Below are 19920 nucleotides of genomic sequence, written 5' to 3' on the forward strand. Positions count from 1 at the left end.
TGTGCTGACGTGTGCGGTCGGCCTGAGAACGGGGCCGGTGAGCGGGTAGCATCCAGACCCAACGCACGTCGCAATGGAGAATCAGTAGTGCCCACGATCCAGCAGCTGGTCCGCAAGGGCCGCTCGACCAAGCGCTCGGCGTCCAAGACGCCCGCGCTGAAGTCCAGTCCGCAGCGTCGTGGTGTGTGCACCCGCGTGTACACCACGACTCCCAAGAAGCCGAACTCCGCTCTCCGTAAGGTCGCCCGTGTGCGCCTGTCCACCGGTATCGAGGTGACTGCCTACATTCCCGGTGAGGGCCACAACCTTCAGGAGCACTCGATCGTGCTCGTGCGTGGCGGCCGTGTGAAGGACCTTCCTGGTGTCCGCTACCACATCGTGCGCGGCTCCCTTGATACTCAGGGCGTCAAGGGCCGTCAGCAGGCACGTTCCAAGTACGGCGCCAAGAAGGAGAAGAAGTAATGCCTCGTAAGGGTCCCGCACCCAAGCGCCCCATCGCCGTCGATCCCGTCTATGGCTCGCCTGTGGTCACCCAGCTGGTCAACCGCGTCCTCCTGGACGGGAAGAAGTCCACCGCCGAGCGCATCGTGTACGGCGCCCTGGAGGGGGTGCGCTCCAAGACCGAGCAGGACCCGGTCTCGGTGCTCAAGCGCGCTCTGGACAACATCCGTCCCTCCCTGGAGGTCCGTTCCCGCCGTGTCGGTGGGGCCACCTACCAGGTCCCGGTCGAGGTCCGTCCCTCGCGGGCCACCACCCTGGCGCTGCGCTGGCTGGTGGACTTCTCCCGCAAGCGCAGGGAGAACACCATGACCGAGCGGCTGATGAACGAGATCCTCGACGCCTCCAACGGCCTGGGCGCCGCTGTCAAGCGTCGTGAGGACATGCACCGAATGGCCGAGTCCAACAAGGCCTTCGCCCACTACCGCTGGTAGCCCCGGCGCCGGCTCACCCTGGCGCGTCGGCTGGCCCGCTGCAGGCGGGCCGTGGCCGACGGCCTCTGGCCAAGACCTACGAAAGAAGGACACCACTAGTGGCACTCGACGTGCTGACCGACCTCACCAAGGTCCGCAACATCGGCATCATGGCCCACATTGACGCCGGAAAGACGACCGTCACCGAGCGTATCCTGTTCTACACGGGTATCAACTACAAGCTCGGCGAGACCCACGACGGCGCCTCCACCATGGACTGGATGGAGCAGGAGCAGGAGCGCGGTATCACCATCACCTCCGCGGCCACCACCTGCTTCTGGAAGAAGAACCAGATCAACATTATCGACACTCCCGGCCACGTCGACTTCACGGTGGAGGTTGAGCGCTCCCTGCGCGTGCTTGATGGCGCCGTCGCGGTCTTCGACGGCAAGGAGGGCGTGGAGCCCCAGTCAGAGACCGTGTGGCGCCAGGCGGACAAGTACAACGTCCCGCGCATCTGCTACATCAACAAGATGGACAAGCTCGGTGCCGACTTCGACTTCTCCGTGCAGACCATCAGGGACCGGCTCCACGCCACCCCGATTGTCTTGAACTTCCCCATCGGCGCGGAGAACGAGTTCTCCGGCCTGGTTGACGTCCTGGAGATGCGGGCTGTGCGCTTCCCGGAGAAGGACGCTGACGGCAAGGACACCCGCGGCTCGGTGGTGGAGTACGAGGAGATTCCCGCAGACCTGGTGGCCAAGGCGGAGACGCTGCGCGGCGAGCTCGTCGAGACGGTGGCCGAGGCGGACGACACCCTCATGGAGAAGTACCTGGAGGGGGAGGAGCTGACGCTGGCCGAGCTCAAGGCTGGTATCCGCAAGCTGACCGTCTCCGGGCAGGCTTTCCCGGTCCTGGCGGGCTCCGCCTTCAAGAACAAGGGAATCCAGCCGGTGCTGGACGCGGTGCTGGACTACCTTCCCTCGCCCCTGGACGTCCCCGACGTCGAGGGCTACGTCCCGGGCAAGGAGGAGGAGGTCCTCACCCGTGCCGCCGACGAGAAGGCCCCCTTCTCCGCGCTGGCCTTCAAGGTGGCCACCCACCCCTTCTACGGCAAGCTCGTCTACGTGCGCGTCTACTCCGGGAAGGTGGCCCAGGGAGAGATGGTCCTCAACGCCACCAAGGGCAAGAAGGAGCGCATCGGCAAGCTCTTCCAGATGCACTCCAACAAGGAGAACCCTGTCACCGAGGCGCACGCGGGCCACATCTACGCCTTTATCGGGCTCAAGGACGTCACGACGGGTGACACCCTGTGCGCCCAGTCCGCGCCGGTCGTCCTGGAGTCCATGTCCTTCCCCGACCCCGTCATCCACGTGGCGATCGAGCCCAAGACCAAGAGCGACCAGGAGAAGCTGGGAGTGGCTATCCAGAAGCTCTCGGAGGAGGACCCCACCTTCACCGTCTCCCTGGACGAGGAGACAGGCCAGACTGTCATCGGCGGCATGGGGGAGCTCCACCTGGACGTCTTCGTGGACCGTATGCGCCGCGAGTTCAAGGTGGAGGCCAACGTGGGTGCCCCGCAGGTGGCCTACCGTGAGACCATCCGCAAGAAGGTCGACAAGATCGAGTACACCCACAAGAAGCAGACCGGAGGCTCCGGCCAGTTCGCCCGGGTCCAGATGAGCTTCGAGCCGCTGGTTCACGACCCCCAGCAGGAGGGCGAGGGCGAGGCGGCTCACTACGAGTTCGCCAACGAGGTCACCGGTGGCCGTGTGCCGCGCGAGTACATCCCCTCCGTGGACGCGGGCGTCCAGGACGCCATGCTCACCGGTGTGCTTGCCGGCTACCCCATGGTCGATATCAAGGCTACCCTTGTCGACGGCGCCTACCATGAGGTGGACTCCTCCGAGATGGCCTTCAAGATCGCGGGCTCTATGGCCTTCAAGGAGGGGGCCAAGAAGGCCTCCCCGGTCCTCCTGGAGCCGGTCATGGCGGTGGAGGTCCGAACCCCTGAGGAATACATGGGGGACGTGATCGGTGACCTGAACTCCCGTCGCGGCATGATCGCCTCCATGGAGGACGCCGCTGGCGTCAAGGTGGTGCGCGCCACCGTCCCGCTGTCGGAGATGTTCGGCTACGTCGGGGACCTGCGCTCCAGCACCCAGGGGCGAGCGGTGTACTCGATGAGTTTTGACTCCTACGCTGAGGTTCCCCGCAACGTCGCCGAGGAGATCATCGCCAAGGTCAGGGGTGCCTGACTTCCTCGCCTCCCTGGCAGCCGGGGCCGTGATCCCGGTCCCGGCTGCTACCGGTGGTGCGCCACCCCCCAGACCACAACTTCAGTAAGATTTCCAACAATCCACCAGTAGAGACTCTCCTCGCCATGACCGCTAGCATGTGCTAGTCGAGTCACGACGAAGAGCACTACCCGAGTCCCAGGAGGACACCAGTGGCCAAGGCCAAGTTCGAGCGGAGCAAGCCGCACGTCAACATCGGAACGATCGGTCACGTCGACCACGGCAAGACGACGCTGACCGCTGCGATCTCCAAGGTTCTGCACGACGAGTACCCCGAGCTGAACCCCTTCACCCCCTTCGACGAGATCGACAAGGCTCCCGAGGAGCGTCAGCGCGGTATCACCATCAACATCGCGCACGTCGAGTACGAGACGGACAAGCGTCACTACGCCCACGTGGACGCGCCCGGTCACGCCGACTACATCAAGAACATGATCACCGGTGCCGCCCAGATGGACGGCGCGATCCTGGTGGTCGCCGCCACCGACGGTCCCATGGCCCAGACCCGTGAGCACGTCCTGCTCGCCCGCCAGGTGGGTGTGCCTGCACTGCTGGTCGCCCTCAACAAGTCTGACGCCGTGGACGACGAGGAGCTGCTCGACCTGGTTGAGATGGAGGTGCGCGAGCTTCTCTCCTCCCAGGACTACAACGGTGACGAGGCTCCGGTCATCCGCGTCTCCGCCCTGAAGGCACTGGAGGGCGACGCCGAGTGGGCTGCCAAGGTCAAGGAGCTCATGGACGCGGTGGACGAGTACATCCCCACCCCCGAGCGTGACATGGACAAGCCCTTCCTCATGCCTATTGAGGACGTCTTCACCATCACCGGCCGCGGTACCGTCGTCACCGGCCGTGTGGAGCGCGGCAAGCTGCCGATCAACTCCGAGGTCGAGATCCTCGGTATCCGTGAGGCCCAGAAGACCACCGTCACCGGTATCGAGATGTTCCACAAGCAGATGGACGAGGCCTGGGCCGGTGAGAACTGTGGCCTGCTGCTGCGTGGTACCCGCCGTGAGGACGTCGAGCGCGGCCAGGTGGTCTGCAAGCCCGGCTCCATCACCCCGCACACCGAGTTCGAGGGGCACGTCTACATCCTGACCAAGGACGAGGGCGGCCGTCACAACCCCTTCTACTCCAACTACCGTCCGCAGTTCTACTTCCGGACCACCGACGTCACCGGTGTCATCACGCTGCCTGAGGGTACTGAGATGGTCATGCCTGGTGACACCACGGAGATGACCGTGGAGCTCATCCAGCCCATCGCCATGGAGGAGGGCCTCGGCTTCGCCATCCGTGAGGGCGGGCGCACGGTCGGCTCCGGCCGTGTCACCAAGGTTATCAAGTGACACGCTGCTGGCGTCCTGCCTGACGCACCCCTGAGGTGCAGGTCTGTTGCCGCTGTTCCCCCGGCGCTCCTCGCAGCGCCGGGGGAACGTGCATTCTGGGCGCGCCATCAGGGCTGTCACGCAGGTGTGCAGGCGGAGGCTGAGCGGGGCGGATCTCCGCACGTCCGGGAGGGGACCAAGCATCTGTCACGGGGCCTGTCCCGTTGTCGTGCTGAGGCGCCGGGCTTGCAGGAAGGGCGTTCACCGCTGGGCTGCGACGCTCAGGGAGGTATACGGGATAACAATTAAAGAATGGTGCTTGCGCTGGTAGGTGCGTGAAGTAAGAATGAGAATTACCGGCCTCTGGTCGTAGCCGCATCGCGGCACCTGTTCCTGTCTGACCGTCGTTGGAGATCCTCGTGAGCACAGTGTTGACCACACTGTTGACCAAAGTGCTGAGTACCGTGTCGAGCACAGTGTCCAGCCCGGCCCCGCAGCGCACCTGCACCACCGGTGGCAGGCCGCGCCGACAGGTCCTGGTGACCATAGCTGTCCTGGTGACTGGGCTTGCTGCCGGTCTTGCGCCTGCCGTGCTGACACCACTCCTGCTTCCCGCTGGTACCGTTCAGGCAGCGGAGATGGAGCCCGGGGCCGACATCTCGCTCGACCTGAGTGACATCACTGGTCGTATGACGGTCAGTGCCGTCAACGACTCCGCGACGGACTCGGCCCAGGACTACGAGGACTGCCAGGCCTACGGGTACGTCTCCGCTGACGGTGTGGTCACACAGACCGCGCAGTCGCAGTGGGTGGACAGCGACTACTGGTCCTACTTCCAGCGGGGCAGGCCCGGCAGCTCCACCGGCACCGAGTGCCCTGGACTCACCGAGGCCTCTCTCGACGCGACGTCAGCCCTCGGATTCAGGACCAATGATCCAGGGACCGTGCAGGGTGGGCAGACCTTCCTTGTCGGCACGATCCGCCACAACAACTACCCGATCCGATCAAGCTACCACTGGGTGCACGGCGCTATCAACGTCAGGATTGACGGCATGGAGGAGTCCTTCCCGTTCGTCCAGGAGGAGACCGACAACACTGAGGCAGAGGGTGGTGTCGCTGACGTCCTGACGATTACCAGGACCACCGCGACGAACATCGTCGTCACCGAAGACGGGATGCCCTACCGGCTGGTGCTGTGGGGATTCCTGCCTACGCAGGACGGGACCTGTGCGGGGGACCCCGACGACGCCGAGGCGGCCTCCGACCAGTTCGTTACGGCCGAGGGGCAGACCACCTACGCCTGCCTGTACGGCTCCTTCAACCAGGAGCGCACTCTCACCCTGACCAAGACAGCCACGGCCGACCCCGGCGCGCAGGACGTCACGATCCCCGCCTTCTCCTACACCGTCTCCCCCGGCAGGTCCCTGGTCGCTCAGGACGCCTTCGCCCCCGTCACGCCGACAGGCCTGGGGGAGTCGGGCACCCAGGCCTCGAGCACCGTCAGCTTCTACGCGGGCATGTCTGACTTCACTGTCACGGAGGACGACCTGGACGCGGGTCAGGGCGGTGGAGGAGCCGGTGACGCCGGTACCCCGTCAGGCTGGGCGCTGACCGGGCTGAGCTGCCTCAACGGTGTGGGCCAGGCCGTTGACGTGACCTACGACCTCGCGTCCAGGACGGTTGACTTTACCGGCGTGTCAGCCGCTGCCTCGGTCGAGGCGCTACCGGTGACCTGTGCCTTCACCAACCACTACTCCGCCAGATCCACCCTGACGCTGGTCAAGGAGCTGGCAGGTGCGGACGGGGGGACCGGTCCCGACCCGGCCGCCTGGACGCTGACCGCCACTGGTACCGACGCGGCGACGGCTGGAACGGTCGTGTCTGGCACGTCAGGGTCGTCGGAGGTGACTTCTCAGGTGGTCCCTTCCGGCACGTACCTGCTGAGTGAGGACAGCCCTGAGGGCTACCAGGCCTATGGGCGTGACTCGACTCGGTGCGTCACGGCGGCGGGGGAGCAGCTCGACGTCGCCCAGGACTCCGTGACCCTCTCGGACGGGGCGGATGTCACCTGCACGGTCACGAATGCCCCCTTGCCGGCGACACTGACCTGGTCAAAGACCAGCGACACCGGAGAGCTCCTGCCAGGCTCCGAGTGGCTCCTGCACGGTCCTGACGGCGCGCAGACAGCGGTGTCGGACAACAGCCAGCCTGACGAGGACCCGGCTGACGGCCGCTTCCGGCTGACGGGACTGGCCTGGGGCACCTACACCCTGGAGGAGACGCAGGCCCCGACGGGCTACAGCCTTTCCACCCAGACTCTGAGCGTGACCGTCGACGCCTCGACACCTGAGGCCACGGCCGACTTCGGCGCCGTAGTCAACGCTTCCGCTCCGGCCTCGCCGACGGCGTCCCCCACAGGGCTGCCGCCTTCTATGGAGCCTTCCGCGGAGCCCTCTACGGAGCCTTCCGCAGAACCTTCCATGGGGCCACCTACGGAGTCGCCCACAGAGCCGTTCCCGTCTACAGGGCCACCGGTGCTGCCGACCGCGGAACAGTCCGCAGCGCCTCCTGTATCTTCTTCCACACCGTCTTCTACGCCGTCTTCTACACTGCCTTCCACATCGCCTTCTACACTGCCTTCGCCTTCTACGTCGCCCTCAGTAGGGCCGCTCACGCTGCCCCTAACCGGGAGCCGAGCCGTCACCGGGCTGCTTGTCACAGGTGCAGTGCTGCTGGGGCTGGGTGCGCTCGCTCTGGCTGCCAGGCAGCGTTCTCGGCGCAGTGACCTGATCTGACCGGCGCGGACGGGGCGGCTGCGGGACAAGCCTGGGACGACACGCCCGAACCCGGGGAACGGTGTGCGGTCTCACAGGCCTGAGAGGTTGTCGCAGGTTTCTGTCAGGCCAGAGCCCTGATAGCGTTGTCCGGCCGGTGAGGGCCACCCCTCCTGGCCGCGTCCCGGGTAGCGCCCGGGACCCAGTCTGACGGACCTGGCCTGCTGGGCCAGGTCCGCGCATGTCCAGACCGGCCTGCGTCTTGACGCCCCGGGATCAGTGTGCGCCGCCCAGGCGACACGCCCGAGTGCGTGGACCGGTCAGAAGCAAGTACAAGAGAGGTTAGGCGCCATGGCGGGACAGAAGATCCGCATCCGGCTCAAGTCCTACGACCACGAGGTCATCGACTCCTCGGCGCGCAAGATCGTCGATGTCGTGACCCGCGCAGGCGCGACGGTCGTGGGTCCCGTGCCGCTGCCGACCGAGAAGAACGTTTTCTGCGTCATCCGGTCGCCGCACAAGTACAAGGACAGCCGTGAGCACTTCGAGATGCGTACGCACAAGCGGCTGATTGACATCGTTGACCCGACGCCCAAGGCTGTTGACTCGCTCATGCGGCTTGACCTGCCCGCTGACGTCAACATTGAGATCAAGCTCTGAGGACCGCCATGACAACGCTTCACACGCCGGCTCCGGCTGCGCCTGCCAGGCCCGCCAAGGCGCTGCTAGGTACCAAGCTCGGCATGACCCAGATTTGGGACGAGGGCGGCGTCCTGCGCCCTGTCACCGTCGTGCGGGTGGACACCAACGTGGTCACCCAGATCCGCACCTTGGAGACTGACGGCTACCAGGCCGTGCAGCTTGCCTTCGGGGAGGTCAACGAGCGCAAGGTGACCAAGCCGCTCCAGGGCCACTTCGCCAAGGCAGGTGTCACGCCACGTCGTCACGTGGCGGAGGTACGCACCTCCCTGGTCGAGGACTACGCCCTCGGCCAGGAGCTGACTGCTGACACCTTCGAGGTCGGGCAGCTGGTTGACGTGACCGGAACGTCCAAGGGTAAGGGATTCGCGGGCGTCATGAAGCGCCACGGCTTCGCTGGCGTCGGCGCCTCCCACGGATCCCACCGCAACCACCGCAAGCCGGGCTCGATCGGTGCCTGCGCCACCCCTGGTCGCATCTTCAAGGGGCTGCGCATGGCTGGCCGCATGGGTCACGCGCGGCGCACCGTCCAGAACCTCCAGGTCCGTGGGGTGGACGCCGACAAGGGCGTCCTGCTCATCAACGGTGCCGTCCCCGGCCCCAAGGGCTCGGTGGTCGTCGTCCGCACAGCCGTGAAGGGAGCCTGAGACCGATGCCTGAGAACCTGACTGCGGCGCTGAGTGTCGACGTCGTCGACTCCACGGGTGCCAGGACCGGCACCGTCGAGCTTCCTGCCGAGGTCTTCGACGTGGCGCTCAACATCCCGCTCATGCACCAGGTCGTGGTGGCACAGATGGCCGCCGCCCGCCAGGGTACGCACTCCACCAAGAACCGCGGCGCCGTCCGCGGCGGCGGCAGGAAGCCCTACCGCCAGAAGGGGACCGGTCGGGCCCGCCAGGGCTCGACGCGTGCTCCCCAGTTCACCGGCGGTGGCGTGGTGCATGGCCCCAGGCCGCGGGACTACACCCAGCGCACTCCCAAGAAGATGAAGGCTGCCGCTTTGCGCTCGGCGCTGTCTGACCGTGCCCGCAACGGCCGTATCCACGTCATCACCGAGTTCGTCACCACCGAGGTCCCCTCGACCAAGGCTGCGCTCGACGCGCTGCACCACCTGACTGACCGCCAGGCGCTGGTGGTCATCACCCGTGGGGACGACCTGTCCAGGCTGAGCCTGCGCAACATCCCCGAGGTGCACATCCTGTGGGCCGACCAGCTCAACACTTATGACGTCCTCAACTCCGACGACGTCGTCTTCACCGAGCCTGCTCTGGACGCCTTCCTGGGGCGGGGAGAGAACCAGGACAGCAGTGAGGAGGAGTCCAAGTGAGTCTCGAGAAGTCCAAGAACCCCCGCGACGTCATAATCGCCCCGGTCGTCTCCGAGAAGTCCTACTCGTGCATGGACCGCGGGCAGTACACGTTCATTGTGGCTCCCGGCTCCAACAAGACCGAGATCAAGATGGCTATCGAGTCCATCTTCAACGTCAAGGTCGCCTCGGTCAACACGATGAACCGCAAGGGCAAGACCCGGCGGACCCGCACGGGCACGGGGAAGTCCAAGGACACCAAGCGCGCCATCGTCACCCTGCGCGAGGGCACGATCGACATCTTCGGCGACGTGGCTGAGTGACACGGAAGGTAGAGGACCGACATGGGAATCCGTAAGTACAAGCCCACGACACCCGGCCGGAGAGGCTCCTCGGTCTCCGACTTCGCGGAGATCACGCGTAGCAGGCCCGAGAAGTCGCTGGTGCGCCCGCTACACAAAACTGGTGGGCGTAACTCCTCAGGGCGCATCACGACGCGGCACAAGGGCGGTGGGCACAAGCGAGCCTACCGGGTCATCGACTTCCGCCGGGGAGACAAGGACGGTGTGCCCGCCAAGGTGGCGCACATCGAGTACGACCCCAACCGTACCGCTCGTATCGCCCTGCTCCACTACGCCGACGGGGAGAAGCGCTACATCATCGCCCCGCAACGGTTGCGTCAGGGTGACGTGGTTGAGGCAGGGCCGGGGGCGGACATCAAGCCGGGCAACAGTCTGCAGCTGCGCCATATCCCGACCGGTACCGTGGTCCACGCGGTGGAGCTGCGTCCTGGCGGGGGAGCGAAGATCGCCCGTAGCGCCGGCACCTCTGTCCAGCTGGTCGCCAAGGAGGGCAAGTACGCGCAGCTGCGCATGCCCTCCGGTGAGATCCGTAACGTGGAGGCTGCCTGCCGGGCTACCGTCGGGGAGGTCGGCAACGCCGAGCAGGCCAACATCAACTGGGGCAAGGCCGGCCGTATGCGCTGGAAGGGCGTGCGCCCGACCGTGCGTGGTGTGGTCATGAACCCGGTCGACCACCCGCACGGTGGCGGTGAGGGCAAGACCTCCGGTGGCCGCCACCCTGTCTCTCCCTGGGGCAAGCCCGAGGGTCGTACCCGTCGTCCGAAAAAGTCCAGCGACCGCCTCATCGTGCGTCGTCGTCGGACCGGCAAGAAGCGCTGATAGGAGCCTGATATGCCGCGTAGCCTGAAGAAGGGGCCCTTCGTCGACGACCACCTGCAGAAGAAGGTGGACGCCCAGAACGAGAAGGGCACCAAGAACGTCATCAAGACCTGGTCCCGTCGTTCGGTCATCACCCCGGACTTCCTCGGGCACACCTTCGCCGTCCACGACGGCCGCAAGCATGTCCCGGTCTTCGTCACCGAGGCCATGGTGGGCCACAAGCTCGGCGAGTTCGCTCCGACCCGCACCTTCCGCGGGCACGTCAAGGACGACCGTAGGTCTCGTCGCTGACGGGCCCCGGAAAGTTTGAGAGGCAGAGAACATGGAAGCCAAGGCGCAGGCTAAGTACGTGCGCTGCACACCGATGAAGGCCCGCCGCGTCGTGAACGTCGTCCGTGGCAAGCGCGCGGTCGAGGCGGTCAACGTGCTCCGCTTCGCCCCGCAGGCCGCTGCGGTGCCGGTGCGCAAGGTCGTGGAGTCCGCTATCGCCAACGCGCGCTTCAAGGCGGAGCGTGACGGGGAGCGCTTCGACGAGAACGACCTGTTCATCGTCGAGGTGTATGCCGACGAGGGCCCACCCTCAAGAGGTTCCGTCCTCGTGCCCAGGGCAGGGCCAGCCGGATCCTGAAGCGAACCAGCCACATCACTGTCATCGTCGGCGACAGGGCCGACTCCGCACAGAAGGAAGGAGCCCGGTAATGGGGCAGAAGGTCAACCCGACCGGGTTCCGCCTGGGCATCACCACGGACCACCGCTCACGGTGGTTCGCCGACTCCACCAAGCCCGGCCAGCGCTACCGCGACTTTGTCGAGGAGGATGTCAAGATCCGCCGCCTCATGGAGAGCGGTATGGAGCGGGCCGGCATCTCCAAGGTCGATATTGAGCGCACCCGGGACCGTGTGCGCATCGATCTCCATACCGCACGTCCGGGCATTGTCATCGGCCGCAGGGGGACCGAGGCAGAGCGCCTGCGTGGTGAGCTGGAGAAGCTTACCGGCAAGCAGGTGCAGCTTAACATCCTGGAGGTCAAGAGCCCCGACCTGGACGCCCAGCTGGTCGCCCAGGGGATTGCTGAGCAGCTGGCGTCGCGTGTGTCCTTCCGTCGGGCGATGCGCAAGGGCATGCAGTCAGCCGCACGTGCTGGCGCCAAGGGCATTCGGGTGCAGTGCTCCGGACGTCTCGGCGGCGCTGAGATGAGCCGCTCGGAGTTCTACCGCGAGGGGCGCGTCCCGCTGCACACCCTGCGGGCCAACATCGACTACGGCTTCTACGAGGCCAGGACCACCTTTGGACGTCTCGGTGTCAAGGTGTGGATCTACAAGGGCGACCTTACTGAGCGCGAGTTCGCCCGTCAGCAGGCTGAGTCCGGCTCCCGCGGCCGGGGCCGTGGCGAGCGCCGTGGCCGACGCGGTGAGCGGGGCGCGCGTCACAACAGCGAGCAGCAGGCCGAGCAGGCGCCGGCTACCGAGACCGCTGCCGCAGACCAGGGAACGGAGGCCTGAGCTGTGCTGATCCCTCGTCGGACGAAGTTCCGCAAGCAGCACCGTCCGCACCGGACGGGTATGTCCAAGGGCGGGAACCGGGTCTCCTTCGGTGACTTCGGTATCCAGGCCCTGGAGCCAGCCTATGTCACCAACAGGCAGATCGAGGCGGCTCGTATCGCCATGACCCGCCACATCAAGCGTGGGGGCAAGGTCTGGATCAATATCTTCCCGGACCGCCCACTGACCAAGAAGCCTGCCGAGACCCGCATGGGCTCCGGCAAGGGGGCTCCCGAGTGGTGGATCGCTAACGTCAAGCCGGGGCGCGTCGTCTTTGAGCTTGGCGGTGTCGATGAGGCTCTTGCTCGCGAGGCCATGCGCCGTGCCCAGCACAAGCTGCCGATGAAGACCCGTTTCGTGACCCGTGAAGGTGGTGACATCTGATGGCTATCGGTTCGAAGGGCCTGACTCCGTCGGATCTCGACGGCATGGATGACGAGCGCCTTGCCGAGGAGCTCTCCAAGGCCAAGGCTGAACTGTTCAACCTGCGGTTCGCCTCAGCGACCGGGCAGCTTGAGGACCGGGGGCGACTCAAGGCCGTGCGCCGTGACATCGCCCGTATCTACACCATCGCGCGCGAGCGTGAGCTCGGCATCCGCACCGCTCCCAGCAGCACGGAGGAGTCCAAGTGAGCGAGCAGACTACAGCAGGAGAGACCGCGTCGGGCGTCGCGGAGGCAGGCCAGGCCCCCGTTGAACGTAACCACCGCAAGGTTCGTCGCGGCTACGTGGTATCGGACAAGATGGACAAGACCATCGTGGTTCTGGTCGAGGAGCACTACAAGCACGCCCTGTACGGCAAGGTTGTGCGCCGTTCCAAGAAGTTCAAGGCCCACGATGAGCGCAACGAGGCCGGGATCGGTGACCTCGTAACTATCATGGAGACCCGCCCTCTCAGTGCCACTAAGCACTTCCGGCTGGTTGAGATCATCGAGAAGGCCAAGTAGAGGCCACGCCAGGGTCGAGGAGGGGCTGTCGGCTGGAGCCCTGTTCCCTGTCCCGATCGCAAGCGGCGCCGCTGCCCGTCAGTGACGGCACCGCACCCCGTCAAGGGGTGCGGTGCCGTCTGTGTATATGGCGCTATATGATGCTACGCAGACCTGTGCTGCACAGACGGGGTGGCTGGGCGCAGTGACTATAGGTGCACGGAGCCGGAAAGCGGCGGAGACTGGTCGTGGTGAGCAATCACATAGGACGTTAGTGTTTCTTCGGTGTCGCCTCGCCAGTTCCGTGGACTATCCTCGGAGGGCTGCGTACGTCCTCGACGCGCCCGGCAGAGACCTCGTGCCCGTGCGCCTGTGTCTGCCGGGAGAGCGTGTTGCAGGCTCCCCCTGTGGATCGGCTCGTCCCGTCACGCCGGGGGTGCTGCGCAGGTCCAGAAGAACGTTCGGCCAGGCTCGGGACTCCTCTCGAGAACCAGCTCGACGACAGGAGAATACTCAATGATCCAGCAGGAGTCGCGACTGAAGGTCGCCGACAACACCGGTGCCAAGGAGATCCTGTGCATCCGTGTTCTCGGCGGCTCGGGTCGGCGCTATGCGGGCATCGGTGACACGATCGTCGCTACAGTGAAGGACGCCATCCCCGGTGGCAACGTCAAGAGGGGCGATGTCGTCAAGGCGGTCGTGGTGCGCGCCCGCAAGGAGCGACGCCGCCCGGACGGGTCGTACATCCGTTTCGATGAGAATGCTGCCGTTATCCTCAGGAACGACGGCGAGCCGCGCGGAACTCGTATCTTCGGCCCCGTCGGCCGTGAGCTTCGTGACAAGAAGTTCATGCGCATCGTCTCACTCGCCCCGGAGGTGATCTGACCATGGCGCGCGTCAAGAAGGGCGACCAGGTCATTGTCATTGCAGGCAAGGACAAGGGCAAAACAGGCCGGGTCCTGGAGGTCCACCGCAGCACGGACCGGGTGGTGGTCGAGGGCGTCCAGCGCGTTACCAGGCACACCAAGGTGGGGCAGTCCGCACAGGGGGCTCGTACCGGCGGTATCGAGACCGTTGAGGCGCCGATCCACATGTCTAACGTCATGCTCGTGGACCCCAAGACCAAGAAGCGCACCCGGGTGGGCTTCCGTCTCGAGGAGGGGGAGCGTCCCAACGGCCGTAAGCGTACTGTGCGCGTGCGTTACGCGAAGAAGAGCGGGGAGGACCTGTAACCATGGCTGACAGCACTGACGGGGGCGCTGAGAAGAAGATGACCCCACGGCTGAAGACGCGCTACACCCAGGAGGTGCGTCCTGCCCTGCTCAAGGAGTTCCAGCACGGCAACGTGATGGAGGTCGGTAACGTCGTCAAGGTTGTCGTCAACATGGGTGTGGGCGAGGCGGCCCACGACTCGAAGATGATTGAGGGCGCCGTGCAGGACCTCGCCGCCATCACCGGCCAGAAGCCCCAGGTCACCAGGGCGCGCAAGTCCATCGCGCAGTTCAAGCTGCGGGCGGGTATGCCGATCGGGGCGCACGCCACGTTGCGCGGAGACCGGATGTGGGAGTTCCTCGACCGTCTCATCTCCATCTCCCTGCCGCGGATCCGCGACTTCCGGGGACTGAGTCCCAGGCAGTTTGACGGCAACGGCAACTACACGTTTGGTCTCACCGAGCAGTCCGTGTTCCACGAGATCGACCAGGACAAGATCGACCGCGTGCGCGGCATGGACATTACCGTGGTGACCACGGCCAAGACCGATGAGGAGGCCCGCTCCCTGCTCAAGCAGCTCGGCTTCCCCTTCAAGGAGAAGTGACATGGCGAAGACCGCTCTGATCAACAAGGCCAACCGCAAGCCCAAGTTTGGCGTGCGCGCCTATACGCGCTGCCAGCGTTGCGGACGTCCGCACTCCGTGTACCGCAAGTTCGGCCTGTGCCGTATCTGCCTGCGGGAGATGGCCCTGGCGGGCCAGCTTCCCGGCGTGAGCAAGTCCAGCTGGTAAGAACTTACGTCGCAGGTCCGAGAGGAAACCACGACGAGGAAGGGCCGAGGCCCACTCATGACTATGACAGACCCCATCGCAGACATGCTGACTCGTCTGCGTAACGCAAACAGCGCCCACCACGACTCTGTTTCCATGCCGTCGAGCAAGCTCAAGGTCAGTATCGCCCAGATGCTGAAGTCCGAGGGCTACATCGCTGACTACGAGGTGACGGACGCCGAGGTCGGCAAGACGCTCACGCTGACCCTGAAGTACGGTGCCAACCGCCAGCGCGCTATCCAGGGCCTGCGCCGGATCTCCAAGCCCGGCCTGCGCGTCTACGCAAAGTCCACGAACCTGCCCAAGGTCCTGGGGGGGCTCGGAGTGGCGATCCTGTCCACCTCCTCCGGCCTCCTCACCGACCGGCAGGCTGAGTCCCGGGGCGTGGGCGGCGAAGTCCTCGCCTACGTCTGGTGAGGCAAGGAGCGGAGGAAAACCATGTCTCGTATTGGACGTCTCCCCGTTCCGGTCCCGGCCGGAGTGGATGTGACAATTGATGGAAACGAGGTGACGGTCAAGGGCCCCAAGGGTACCTTGTCCCGGACCGTTGCCGAGCCGCTGAGCGTGACTCGTCAGGAGGACGGCTCCATCCTGGTGACGCGGCCCGACGACGAGCGCCGTTCCCGCTCCCTTCACGGCCTGTCGCGCACTCTCATCAACAACATGGTGGTGGGCGTGACCCAGGGGCACGAGAAGAACCTTGAGATCGTCGGCACCGGTTACCGCGTGGTCGCTAAGGGGCAGGGCATCGAGCTGTCGCTGGGCTTCTCCCACACCGTGACGGTCGAACCGCCGGAGGGAGTCACCCTGACGGTGGACGGCAACCTCAAGATCAAGGTGTCGGGCATTTCCAAGGAGCAGGTTGGCGAGGTCGCCGCTAACATCCGCAAGATCCGTCCGCCGGAGCCCTATAAGGGCAAGGGTGTGCGCTACGCGGGTGAGAACGTGCGTCGTAAGGTCGGAAAGGCTGGTAAGTGACCATGGCTTACTCGATCAAGAGGGGCAAAGGAAGCCCCCGGGCCGTGGCCCGCAAGATCCGCCACCAGCGCGTGCGCAAGAAGGTCAGCGGTACGCCCGAGCGTCCTCGCCTGGTGGTGACCCGTTCCAACCGGCACATGGTGGCCCAGGTTGTCGACGACACCATTGGCCATACGCTGTGCGCCGCCTCAACCCTGGAGCAGGCAGCCAAGGGTGTTGAGGGGCACAAGGTCGGAGCGGCCCGCAGGGTCGGCGAGCTCGTGGCGCAGCGGGCCAGAGCGCTGGGCATTGAGGCTGTCGTGTTTGACCGTGGAGGCAACAAGTACCACGGGCGGGTGGCAGCCGTCGCGGAAGGTGCCCGTGAAGGAGGCCTGACGCTGTGATCACCACGACGACAGAGACGACGAGAAAGCAGAGGAACATCTGATGGCTGCACCGCAGCGAGACGGGTCCGCGTCGTCTGACGGCTCGACCCAGCGTGAGAACGAGGAGCGCCGGGGCGAGGGCCGCGGCCGCCGTGACCGTGGCGGCGACCGTCGGGACCGTGGCCGGAGCAACGACGACAAGTACATCGAGCGCGTCGTCTCGATCAACCGTGTCTCCAAGGTCGTCAAGGGCGGCCGCCGCTTCACCTTCACCGCCCTGGTGGTCGTCGGTGACGGCGAGGGGACCGTGGGCGTGGGCTACGGCAAGGCAAAGGAGGTGCCTGCCGCGATCGCCAAGGCCGTGGAGGTCGCCAAGAAGGGCTTCTTCCACGTGCCGATGATCCGCCGTACCATCCCGCACCTGGTCCAGGGCGAGGACTCCGCAGGCATCGTGCTGCTACGTCCTGCCTCCCCGGGTACCGGCGTTATCGCCGGCGGCCCGGTGCGTGCCGTCCTGGACTGCGCCGGTGTCCACGACGTCCTGTCCAAGTCGCTGGGCTCCTCCAACGCGATCAACATCGTCCACGCCACGGTGGATGCCCTTAAGCAGCTGGAGCAGCCTGAGGGTGTCGCCGCCCGCCGGGGCCTGCCCCTGGAGGACGTCGCTCCGCAGTCGATGCTGCGAGCCCGCGCTGAGGGTGAGGCCGACAGGCGCGCCGAGGCTGAGAAGAAGGAGGCCGACAAGGCCGCAGAAGGAGTGCGTGCGTGATGGCTGACACCACGACAAGGCAGAGCGGTGAGCACGGTGCCAGACGGCTCAGGGTCACGCAGGTCCGTTCTGGCATCGGCGGCACCCACCGCCAGCGTGCCTCGCTGCACACCCTGGGGCTGCGCAGGATCCGTCAGAGCGTTGTACGGGAGGACTCCCCCTCCGTGCGGGGTCTGATTGCCACGGTGCGCCACCTGGTTACCGTTGAGGAGGTCTGAGATGGCTGAGTCCAGGAAGACACAGAGGGACACCCAGAAGGACACTGAGGGTGGTCCTGAGACGCAGGCAGCAGGTGGGTCCCGGGTTGTGCGGCTGCACCACCTGCGGCCTGCGGCGGGCTCTAGGAAGGCCAGGACTCGTGTGGGTCGTGGTGAGGGCTCCAAGGGAAAGACCGCCGGGCGGGGTACCAAGGGCACCAAGGCTCGCTACCAGGTCCGCCCTGGTTTCGAGGGCGGGCAGATGCCCCTGCACATGCGCCTGCCCAAGCTTCGCGGCTTCCGCAGCCCCCACCGGGTGGAGTACCAGCCGGTCAACGTGGGGCGTATCGCTGAGCTCTTCCCTGCTGGCGGCACGGTGACCGTGGAGGACCTGGTTGCTGTCGGCGCGGTGCGCAAGGGCCACCTGGTCAAGGTCCTAGGCGGCGGTGACGTGACGGTGGCTCTCACGGTCACCGTGGACGCCTGGTCCGGCTCCGCCAAGGAGAAGATCGAGGCCGCAGGTGGGTCCATCACCACCCGGTGAGCGGCGCACCCGTTTGCCCATGACGAACGCGTGACGGAGCCCGGCCCGTCCAGGAGCATCCTGGAGGCCGGGCTCCGTCAACGGTAGTCTGACCTGGGCGCATACCCGGTGTCCCACCCGTCTGGCGGGTGGAGCCGTGAGACACGACCGACCACACGACACACTACCGAGTACACAGGAGATCGAGTGCTCAGCGCGTTCATCCAGGCGTTTCGGACGCCCGACCTCAGGGCCAAGCTCCTCTTCACCCTGGGCATCATGGCTCTGTTCCGCCTGGGATCGACAGTGCCCGCTCCAGGCGTGGACATGGCCAACGTCCAGGTCTGCGTAGGAGAGGCTGAGGGGCAGGGCCTGCTCAGCCTGATCAACATCTTCTCCGGGGGGGCGCTGCTCCAGCTGAGCGTCTTCGCCCTGGGAATCATGCCCTACATCACCGCGTCGATCATTATCCAGCTGCTGCGCGTGGTCATCCCCCGGTTCGAGGAGCTCCACAAGGAGGGCCAAGCCGGTACCGCCAAGCTGACGGAGTACACCCGCTACCTCACTATCGGCCTGGGCCTGCTGCAGTCAGCCACCATCGTGTCGACAGCGGCCACCGGCCAGCTGTTCGTAGGCTGCTCCGTGGAGGTCGTGCCTGACGCCTCCTTCGTCACCCTGGCTCTCATGGTCGTCACCATGACAGCAGGGACCGGACTCATCATGTGGCTGGGCGAGCTGATCACCGAGCGCGGCATCGGCAACGGCATGTCCCTGCTGATCTTCACCTCCATCGTCGCCCAGTTCCCGGCCAACATGATCTCCATTGCCGGGGGCAACAACGGCCTGTCACGTTTCCTCATCGTGGTGGCGGTGGTTCTGGCGGCCACGTTGGCCGTGATCTTTGTGGAGCAGGCGCAGCGCCGCATCCCCGTCCAGTACGCCAAGCGGATGATCGGTCGTCGGCAGTACGGAGGGTCCACCACCTACATCCCGATCAAGATCAACACCGCTGGAGTCATCCCGGTCATCTTCGCCTCCTCGATCTTGGCTATGCCCCAGCTGGTTGCCGGATTCGGCCGCCCCACCGACGGGTGGGTCATCTGGATCATGAACAACCTCCAGCAGACTCACCCCCTCTACCTGAGTGCCTACGCCGTCCTCATCCTGTGCTTCGCCTTCTTCTACACCGCGATCACCTTCAACCCCGAGGAGACCGCGGACAACATGAAGCGCTACGGCGGGTTCATCCCGGGAATTCGTGCCGGGGAACCGACGGTGCGCTACCTGACCTACGTCATCAACCGTGTCACCACAGCGGGTGCCATCTACCTCGTCCTTCTCGCCCTGCTTCCGACTGTCGCGGTGATCTGGCTGGGGCTGGCCCAGACCCTGCCCTTCGGAGGCACCACCATCCTTATCATGGTGGGAGTGGGTCTCCAGACCGTCAAGGAGATCAACTCCCAGCTCCAGCAGCGCCACTACGAAGGGTTCTTGTCATGAGTGCACGCATGGTTCTTCTCGGTCCACCTGGCGCGGGAAAGGGGACCCAGGCCGCTCGCGTCGCTGAGCACCTGGGCGTCCCGGCGATCTCCACCGGGGACATCTTCCGTGCCAACGTCGCCGAGGGAACTGAGCTGGGGACCCAGGCCCAGGGCTATATCGACCGCGGTGAGTACGTACCGGACTCGGTGACCAACGCGATGGTGGCTGACCGGATCAGCCAGGAGGACTGCCGTGAGGGGTTCCTGCTGGACGGCTACCCGCGTACGCAGGCTCAGGTCGCTGCCCTGGACGAGATGCTGGCCTCCTCCGGGTCCCGCGTGGACCTGGTCCTGGAGATCACCGCCCAGGAAGAGGCCGTTGTCGAGCGCCTGCTGAGGCGTGCCAGTGAGCAGGGCCGCGCGGACGACACCGAGCCGGTCATCCGCCACCGGCTGAAGGTCTACGCCGAGGCCACCGCGCCGCTGGTGGACCTGTACACGCGTCGAGGCCTGCTGGTCAGCGTGGACGGCATGGGCGACGTCGAGGAGGTTACGCAGCGCATCCTCGCGGCACTGTCCCGGCACGACCTGGTCGGCTAGGACCGGCTG

The 19920-nt window shown here is 65.8% G+C and carries 27 protein-coding genes and 1 pseudogene; all 28 read left to right on the forward strand.

All coding sequences use genetic code 11. From position 1 onward, the window contains the following. The first annotated feature begins 87 nt into the window (after positions 1 to 87). The 28 genes and pseudogenes from rpsL (at position 88) to D5R93_RS03280 (ending at position 19911) form a co-directional block, all read left to right on the forward strand. Complete coding sequence (gene rpsL / locus D5R93_RS03145; protein ID WP_043558700.1) at positions 88 to 462, forward strand: 30S ribosomal protein S12; 375 nt, start codon at positions 88 to 90, stop codon at positions 460 to 462. Then, positions 462 to 932 (forward strand): 30S ribosomal protein S7, encoded by a 471-nt coding sequence (gene rpsG / locus D5R93_RS03150; RefSeq protein ID WP_119837027.1) that lies wholly within the window; start codon positions 462 to 464, stop codon positions 930 to 932. The genes rpsL and rpsG overlap by 1 nt, the downstream gene beginning before the upstream one ends. Positions 933 to 1030: 98 nt before the next feature. Further along, on the forward strand, positions 1031 to 3169 hold the full coding sequence (fusA, locus tag D5R93_RS03155; RefSeq protein ID WP_119837028.1) for an elongation factor G: 2139 nt from the start codon (positions 1031 to 1033) through the stop codon (positions 3167 to 3169). 191 nt (positions 3170 to 3360) lie between these two features. After that, complete coding sequence (gene tuf, locus D5R93_RS03160) at positions 3361 to 4551, forward strand: elongation factor Tu (RefSeq protein WP_119837029.1); 1191 nt, start codon at positions 3361 to 3363, stop codon at positions 4549 to 4551. A gap of 443 nt (positions 4552 to 4994) precedes the next feature. Next, positions 4995 to 7325: a SpaA isopeptide-forming pilin-related protein gene (locus D5R93_RS03165; RefSeq protein WP_162933803.1), complete on the forward strand. Its 2331-nt coding sequence runs from the start codon at positions 4995 to 4997 to the stop codon at positions 7323 to 7325. Positions 7326 to 7655: 330 nt separating this feature from the next. Further along, a complete protein-coding gene (gene rpsJ / locus D5R93_RS03170) occupies positions 7656 to 7964 on the forward strand; it encodes a 30S ribosomal protein S10 (protein WP_003786051.1) in 309 nt (102 codons plus the stop codon). Between the two features lie 8 nt (positions 7965 to 7972). Continuing rightward, on the forward strand, positions 7973 to 8650 hold the full coding sequence (rplC, locus tag D5R93_RS03175; protein WP_119837031.1) for a 50S ribosomal protein L3: 678 nt from the start codon (positions 7973 to 7975) through the stop codon (positions 8648 to 8650). A gap of 5 nt (positions 8651 to 8655) precedes the next feature. Continuing rightward, the gene (gene rplD, locus D5R93_RS03180) at positions 8656 to 9330 is read left to right on the forward strand and encodes a 50S ribosomal protein L4 (RefSeq protein ID WP_119837032.1); all 675 of its coding nucleotides are present in this window, start codon (positions 8656 to 8658) and stop codon (positions 9328 to 9330) included. After that, positions 9327 to 9632 (forward strand): 50S ribosomal protein L23, encoded by a 306-nt coding sequence (gene rplW / locus D5R93_RS03185; RefSeq protein ID WP_119837033.1) that lies wholly within the window; start codon positions 9327 to 9329, stop codon positions 9630 to 9632. Before rplD ends, rplW begins: the two co-directional genes overlap by 4 nt. A gap of 21 nt (positions 9633 to 9653) precedes the next feature. Next, the gene (gene rplB, locus D5R93_RS03190; protein WP_119837034.1) at positions 9654 to 10490 is read left to right on the forward strand and encodes a 50S ribosomal protein L2; all 837 of its coding nucleotides are present in this window, start codon (positions 9654 to 9656) and stop codon (positions 10488 to 10490) included. A gap of 12 nt (positions 10491 to 10502) precedes the next feature. Beyond that, a complete protein-coding gene (gene rpsS, locus D5R93_RS03195; protein WP_119837035.1) occupies positions 10503 to 10781 on the forward strand; it encodes a 30S ribosomal protein S19 in 279 nt (92 codons plus the stop codon). A 31-nt stretch (positions 10782 to 10812) separates the two neighbouring features. Next, positions 10813 to 11189, forward strand: a pseudogene (gene rplV, locus D5R93_RS03200) (50S ribosomal protein L22). Continuing rightward, positions 11189 to 11992 carry a 30S ribosomal protein S3 gene (gene rpsC / locus D5R93_RS03205; protein ID WP_119837037.1) on the forward strand — a complete coding sequence of 268 codons (804 nt, stop codon included), beginning with the start codon at positions 11189 to 11191 and terminating at the stop codon, positions 11990 to 11992. The pseudogene rplV and the gene rpsC overlap by 1 nt, the downstream one beginning before the upstream one ends. 3 nt (positions 11993 to 11995) lie before the next feature. After that, the gene (rplP, locus tag D5R93_RS03210; protein WP_119837038.1) at positions 11996 to 12415 is read left to right on the forward strand and encodes a 50S ribosomal protein L16; all 420 of its coding nucleotides are present in this window, start codon (positions 11996 to 11998) and stop codon (positions 12413 to 12415) included. Beyond that, positions 12415 to 12663, forward strand: coding sequence for a 50S ribosomal protein L29 (gene rpmC / locus D5R93_RS03215; protein ID WP_119837039.1), 249 nt, complete (start codon positions 12415 to 12417; stop codon positions 12661 to 12663). Before rplP ends, rpmC begins: the two co-directional genes overlap by 1 nt. Further along, a complete protein-coding gene (gene rpsQ, locus D5R93_RS03220) occupies positions 12660 to 12977 on the forward strand; it encodes a 30S ribosomal protein S17 (RefSeq protein WP_120203794.1) in 318 nt (105 codons plus the stop codon). Before rpmC ends, rpsQ begins: the two co-directional genes overlap by 4 nt. Positions 12978 to 13472: 495 nt before the next feature. Next, positions 13473 to 13841, forward strand: coding sequence for a 50S ribosomal protein L14 (gene rplN, locus D5R93_RS03225; protein ID WP_119837041.1), 369 nt, complete (start codon positions 13473 to 13475; stop codon positions 13839 to 13841). A gap of 2 nt (positions 13842 to 13843) precedes the next feature. Next, entirely contained in the window at positions 13844 to 14188 is a 345-nt protein-coding gene (rplX, locus tag D5R93_RS03230) for a 50S ribosomal protein L24 (RefSeq protein ID WP_119837042.1), read from the forward strand. A 2-nt stretch (positions 14189 to 14190) separates the two neighbouring features. Next, entirely contained in the window at positions 14191 to 14772 is a 582-nt protein-coding gene (rplE, locus tag D5R93_RS03235; protein ID WP_119837043.1) for a 50S ribosomal protein L5, read from the forward strand. Position 14773: 1 nt separating this feature from the next. Then, complete coding sequence (locus D5R93_RS03240; protein ID WP_119837044.1) at positions 14774 to 14959, forward strand: type Z 30S ribosomal protein S14; 186 nt, start codon at positions 14774 to 14776, stop codon at positions 14957 to 14959. Between the two features lie 57 nt (positions 14960 to 15016). Beyond that, entirely contained in the window at positions 15017 to 15415 is a 399-nt protein-coding gene (gene rpsH / locus D5R93_RS03245) for a 30S ribosomal protein S8 (protein WP_119837045.1), read from the forward strand. 21 nt (positions 15416 to 15436) lie between these two features. Continuing rightward, complete coding sequence (rplF, locus tag D5R93_RS03250) at positions 15437 to 15976, forward strand: 50S ribosomal protein L6 (protein WP_119837046.1); 540 nt, start codon at positions 15437 to 15439, stop codon at positions 15974 to 15976. Positions 15977 to 15978: 2 nt separating this feature from the next. After that, the gene (gene rplR, locus D5R93_RS03255; protein WP_119837088.1) at positions 15979 to 16359 is read left to right on the forward strand and encodes a 50S ribosomal protein L18; all 381 of its coding nucleotides are present in this window, start codon (positions 15979 to 15981) and stop codon (positions 16357 to 16359) included. A gap of 43 nt (positions 16360 to 16402) precedes the next feature. Continuing rightward, the gene (gene rpsE, locus D5R93_RS03260) at positions 16403 to 17110 is read left to right on the forward strand and encodes a 30S ribosomal protein S5 (RefSeq protein WP_119837047.1); all 708 of its coding nucleotides are present in this window, start codon (positions 16403 to 16405) and stop codon (positions 17108 to 17110) included. Next, positions 17110 to 17328 (forward strand): 50S ribosomal protein L30, encoded by a 219-nt coding sequence (rpmD, locus tag D5R93_RS03265; RefSeq protein ID WP_120205769.1) that lies wholly within the window; start codon positions 17110 to 17112, stop codon positions 17326 to 17328. Before rpsE ends, rpmD begins: the two co-directional genes overlap by 1 nt. 1 nt (position 17329) lies before the next feature. Then, the gene (gene rplO, locus D5R93_RS03270) at positions 17330 to 17851 is read left to right on the forward strand and encodes a 50S ribosomal protein L15 (protein WP_119837048.1); all 522 of its coding nucleotides are present in this window, start codon (positions 17330 to 17332) and stop codon (positions 17849 to 17851) included. 186 nt (positions 17852 to 18037) lie between these two features. Then, positions 18038 to 19330 (forward strand): preprotein translocase subunit SecY, encoded by a 1293-nt coding sequence (secY, locus tag D5R93_RS03275; protein WP_119837049.1) that lies wholly within the window; start codon positions 18038 to 18040, stop codon positions 19328 to 19330. Then, a complete protein-coding gene (locus D5R93_RS03280) occupies positions 19327 to 19911 on the forward strand; it encodes an adenylate kinase (RefSeq protein WP_243106915.1) in 585 nt (194 codons plus the stop codon). The genes secY and D5R93_RS03280 overlap by 4 nt, the downstream gene beginning before the upstream one ends. Positions 19912 to 19920 lie beyond the last annotated feature (9 nt).

The sequence above is a fragment of the Actinomyces lilanjuaniae genome (assembly GCF_003606385.1).
GTDB lineage: Bacteria > Actinomycetota > Actinomycetes > Actinomycetales > Actinomycetaceae > Actinomyces > Actinomyces lilanjuaniae.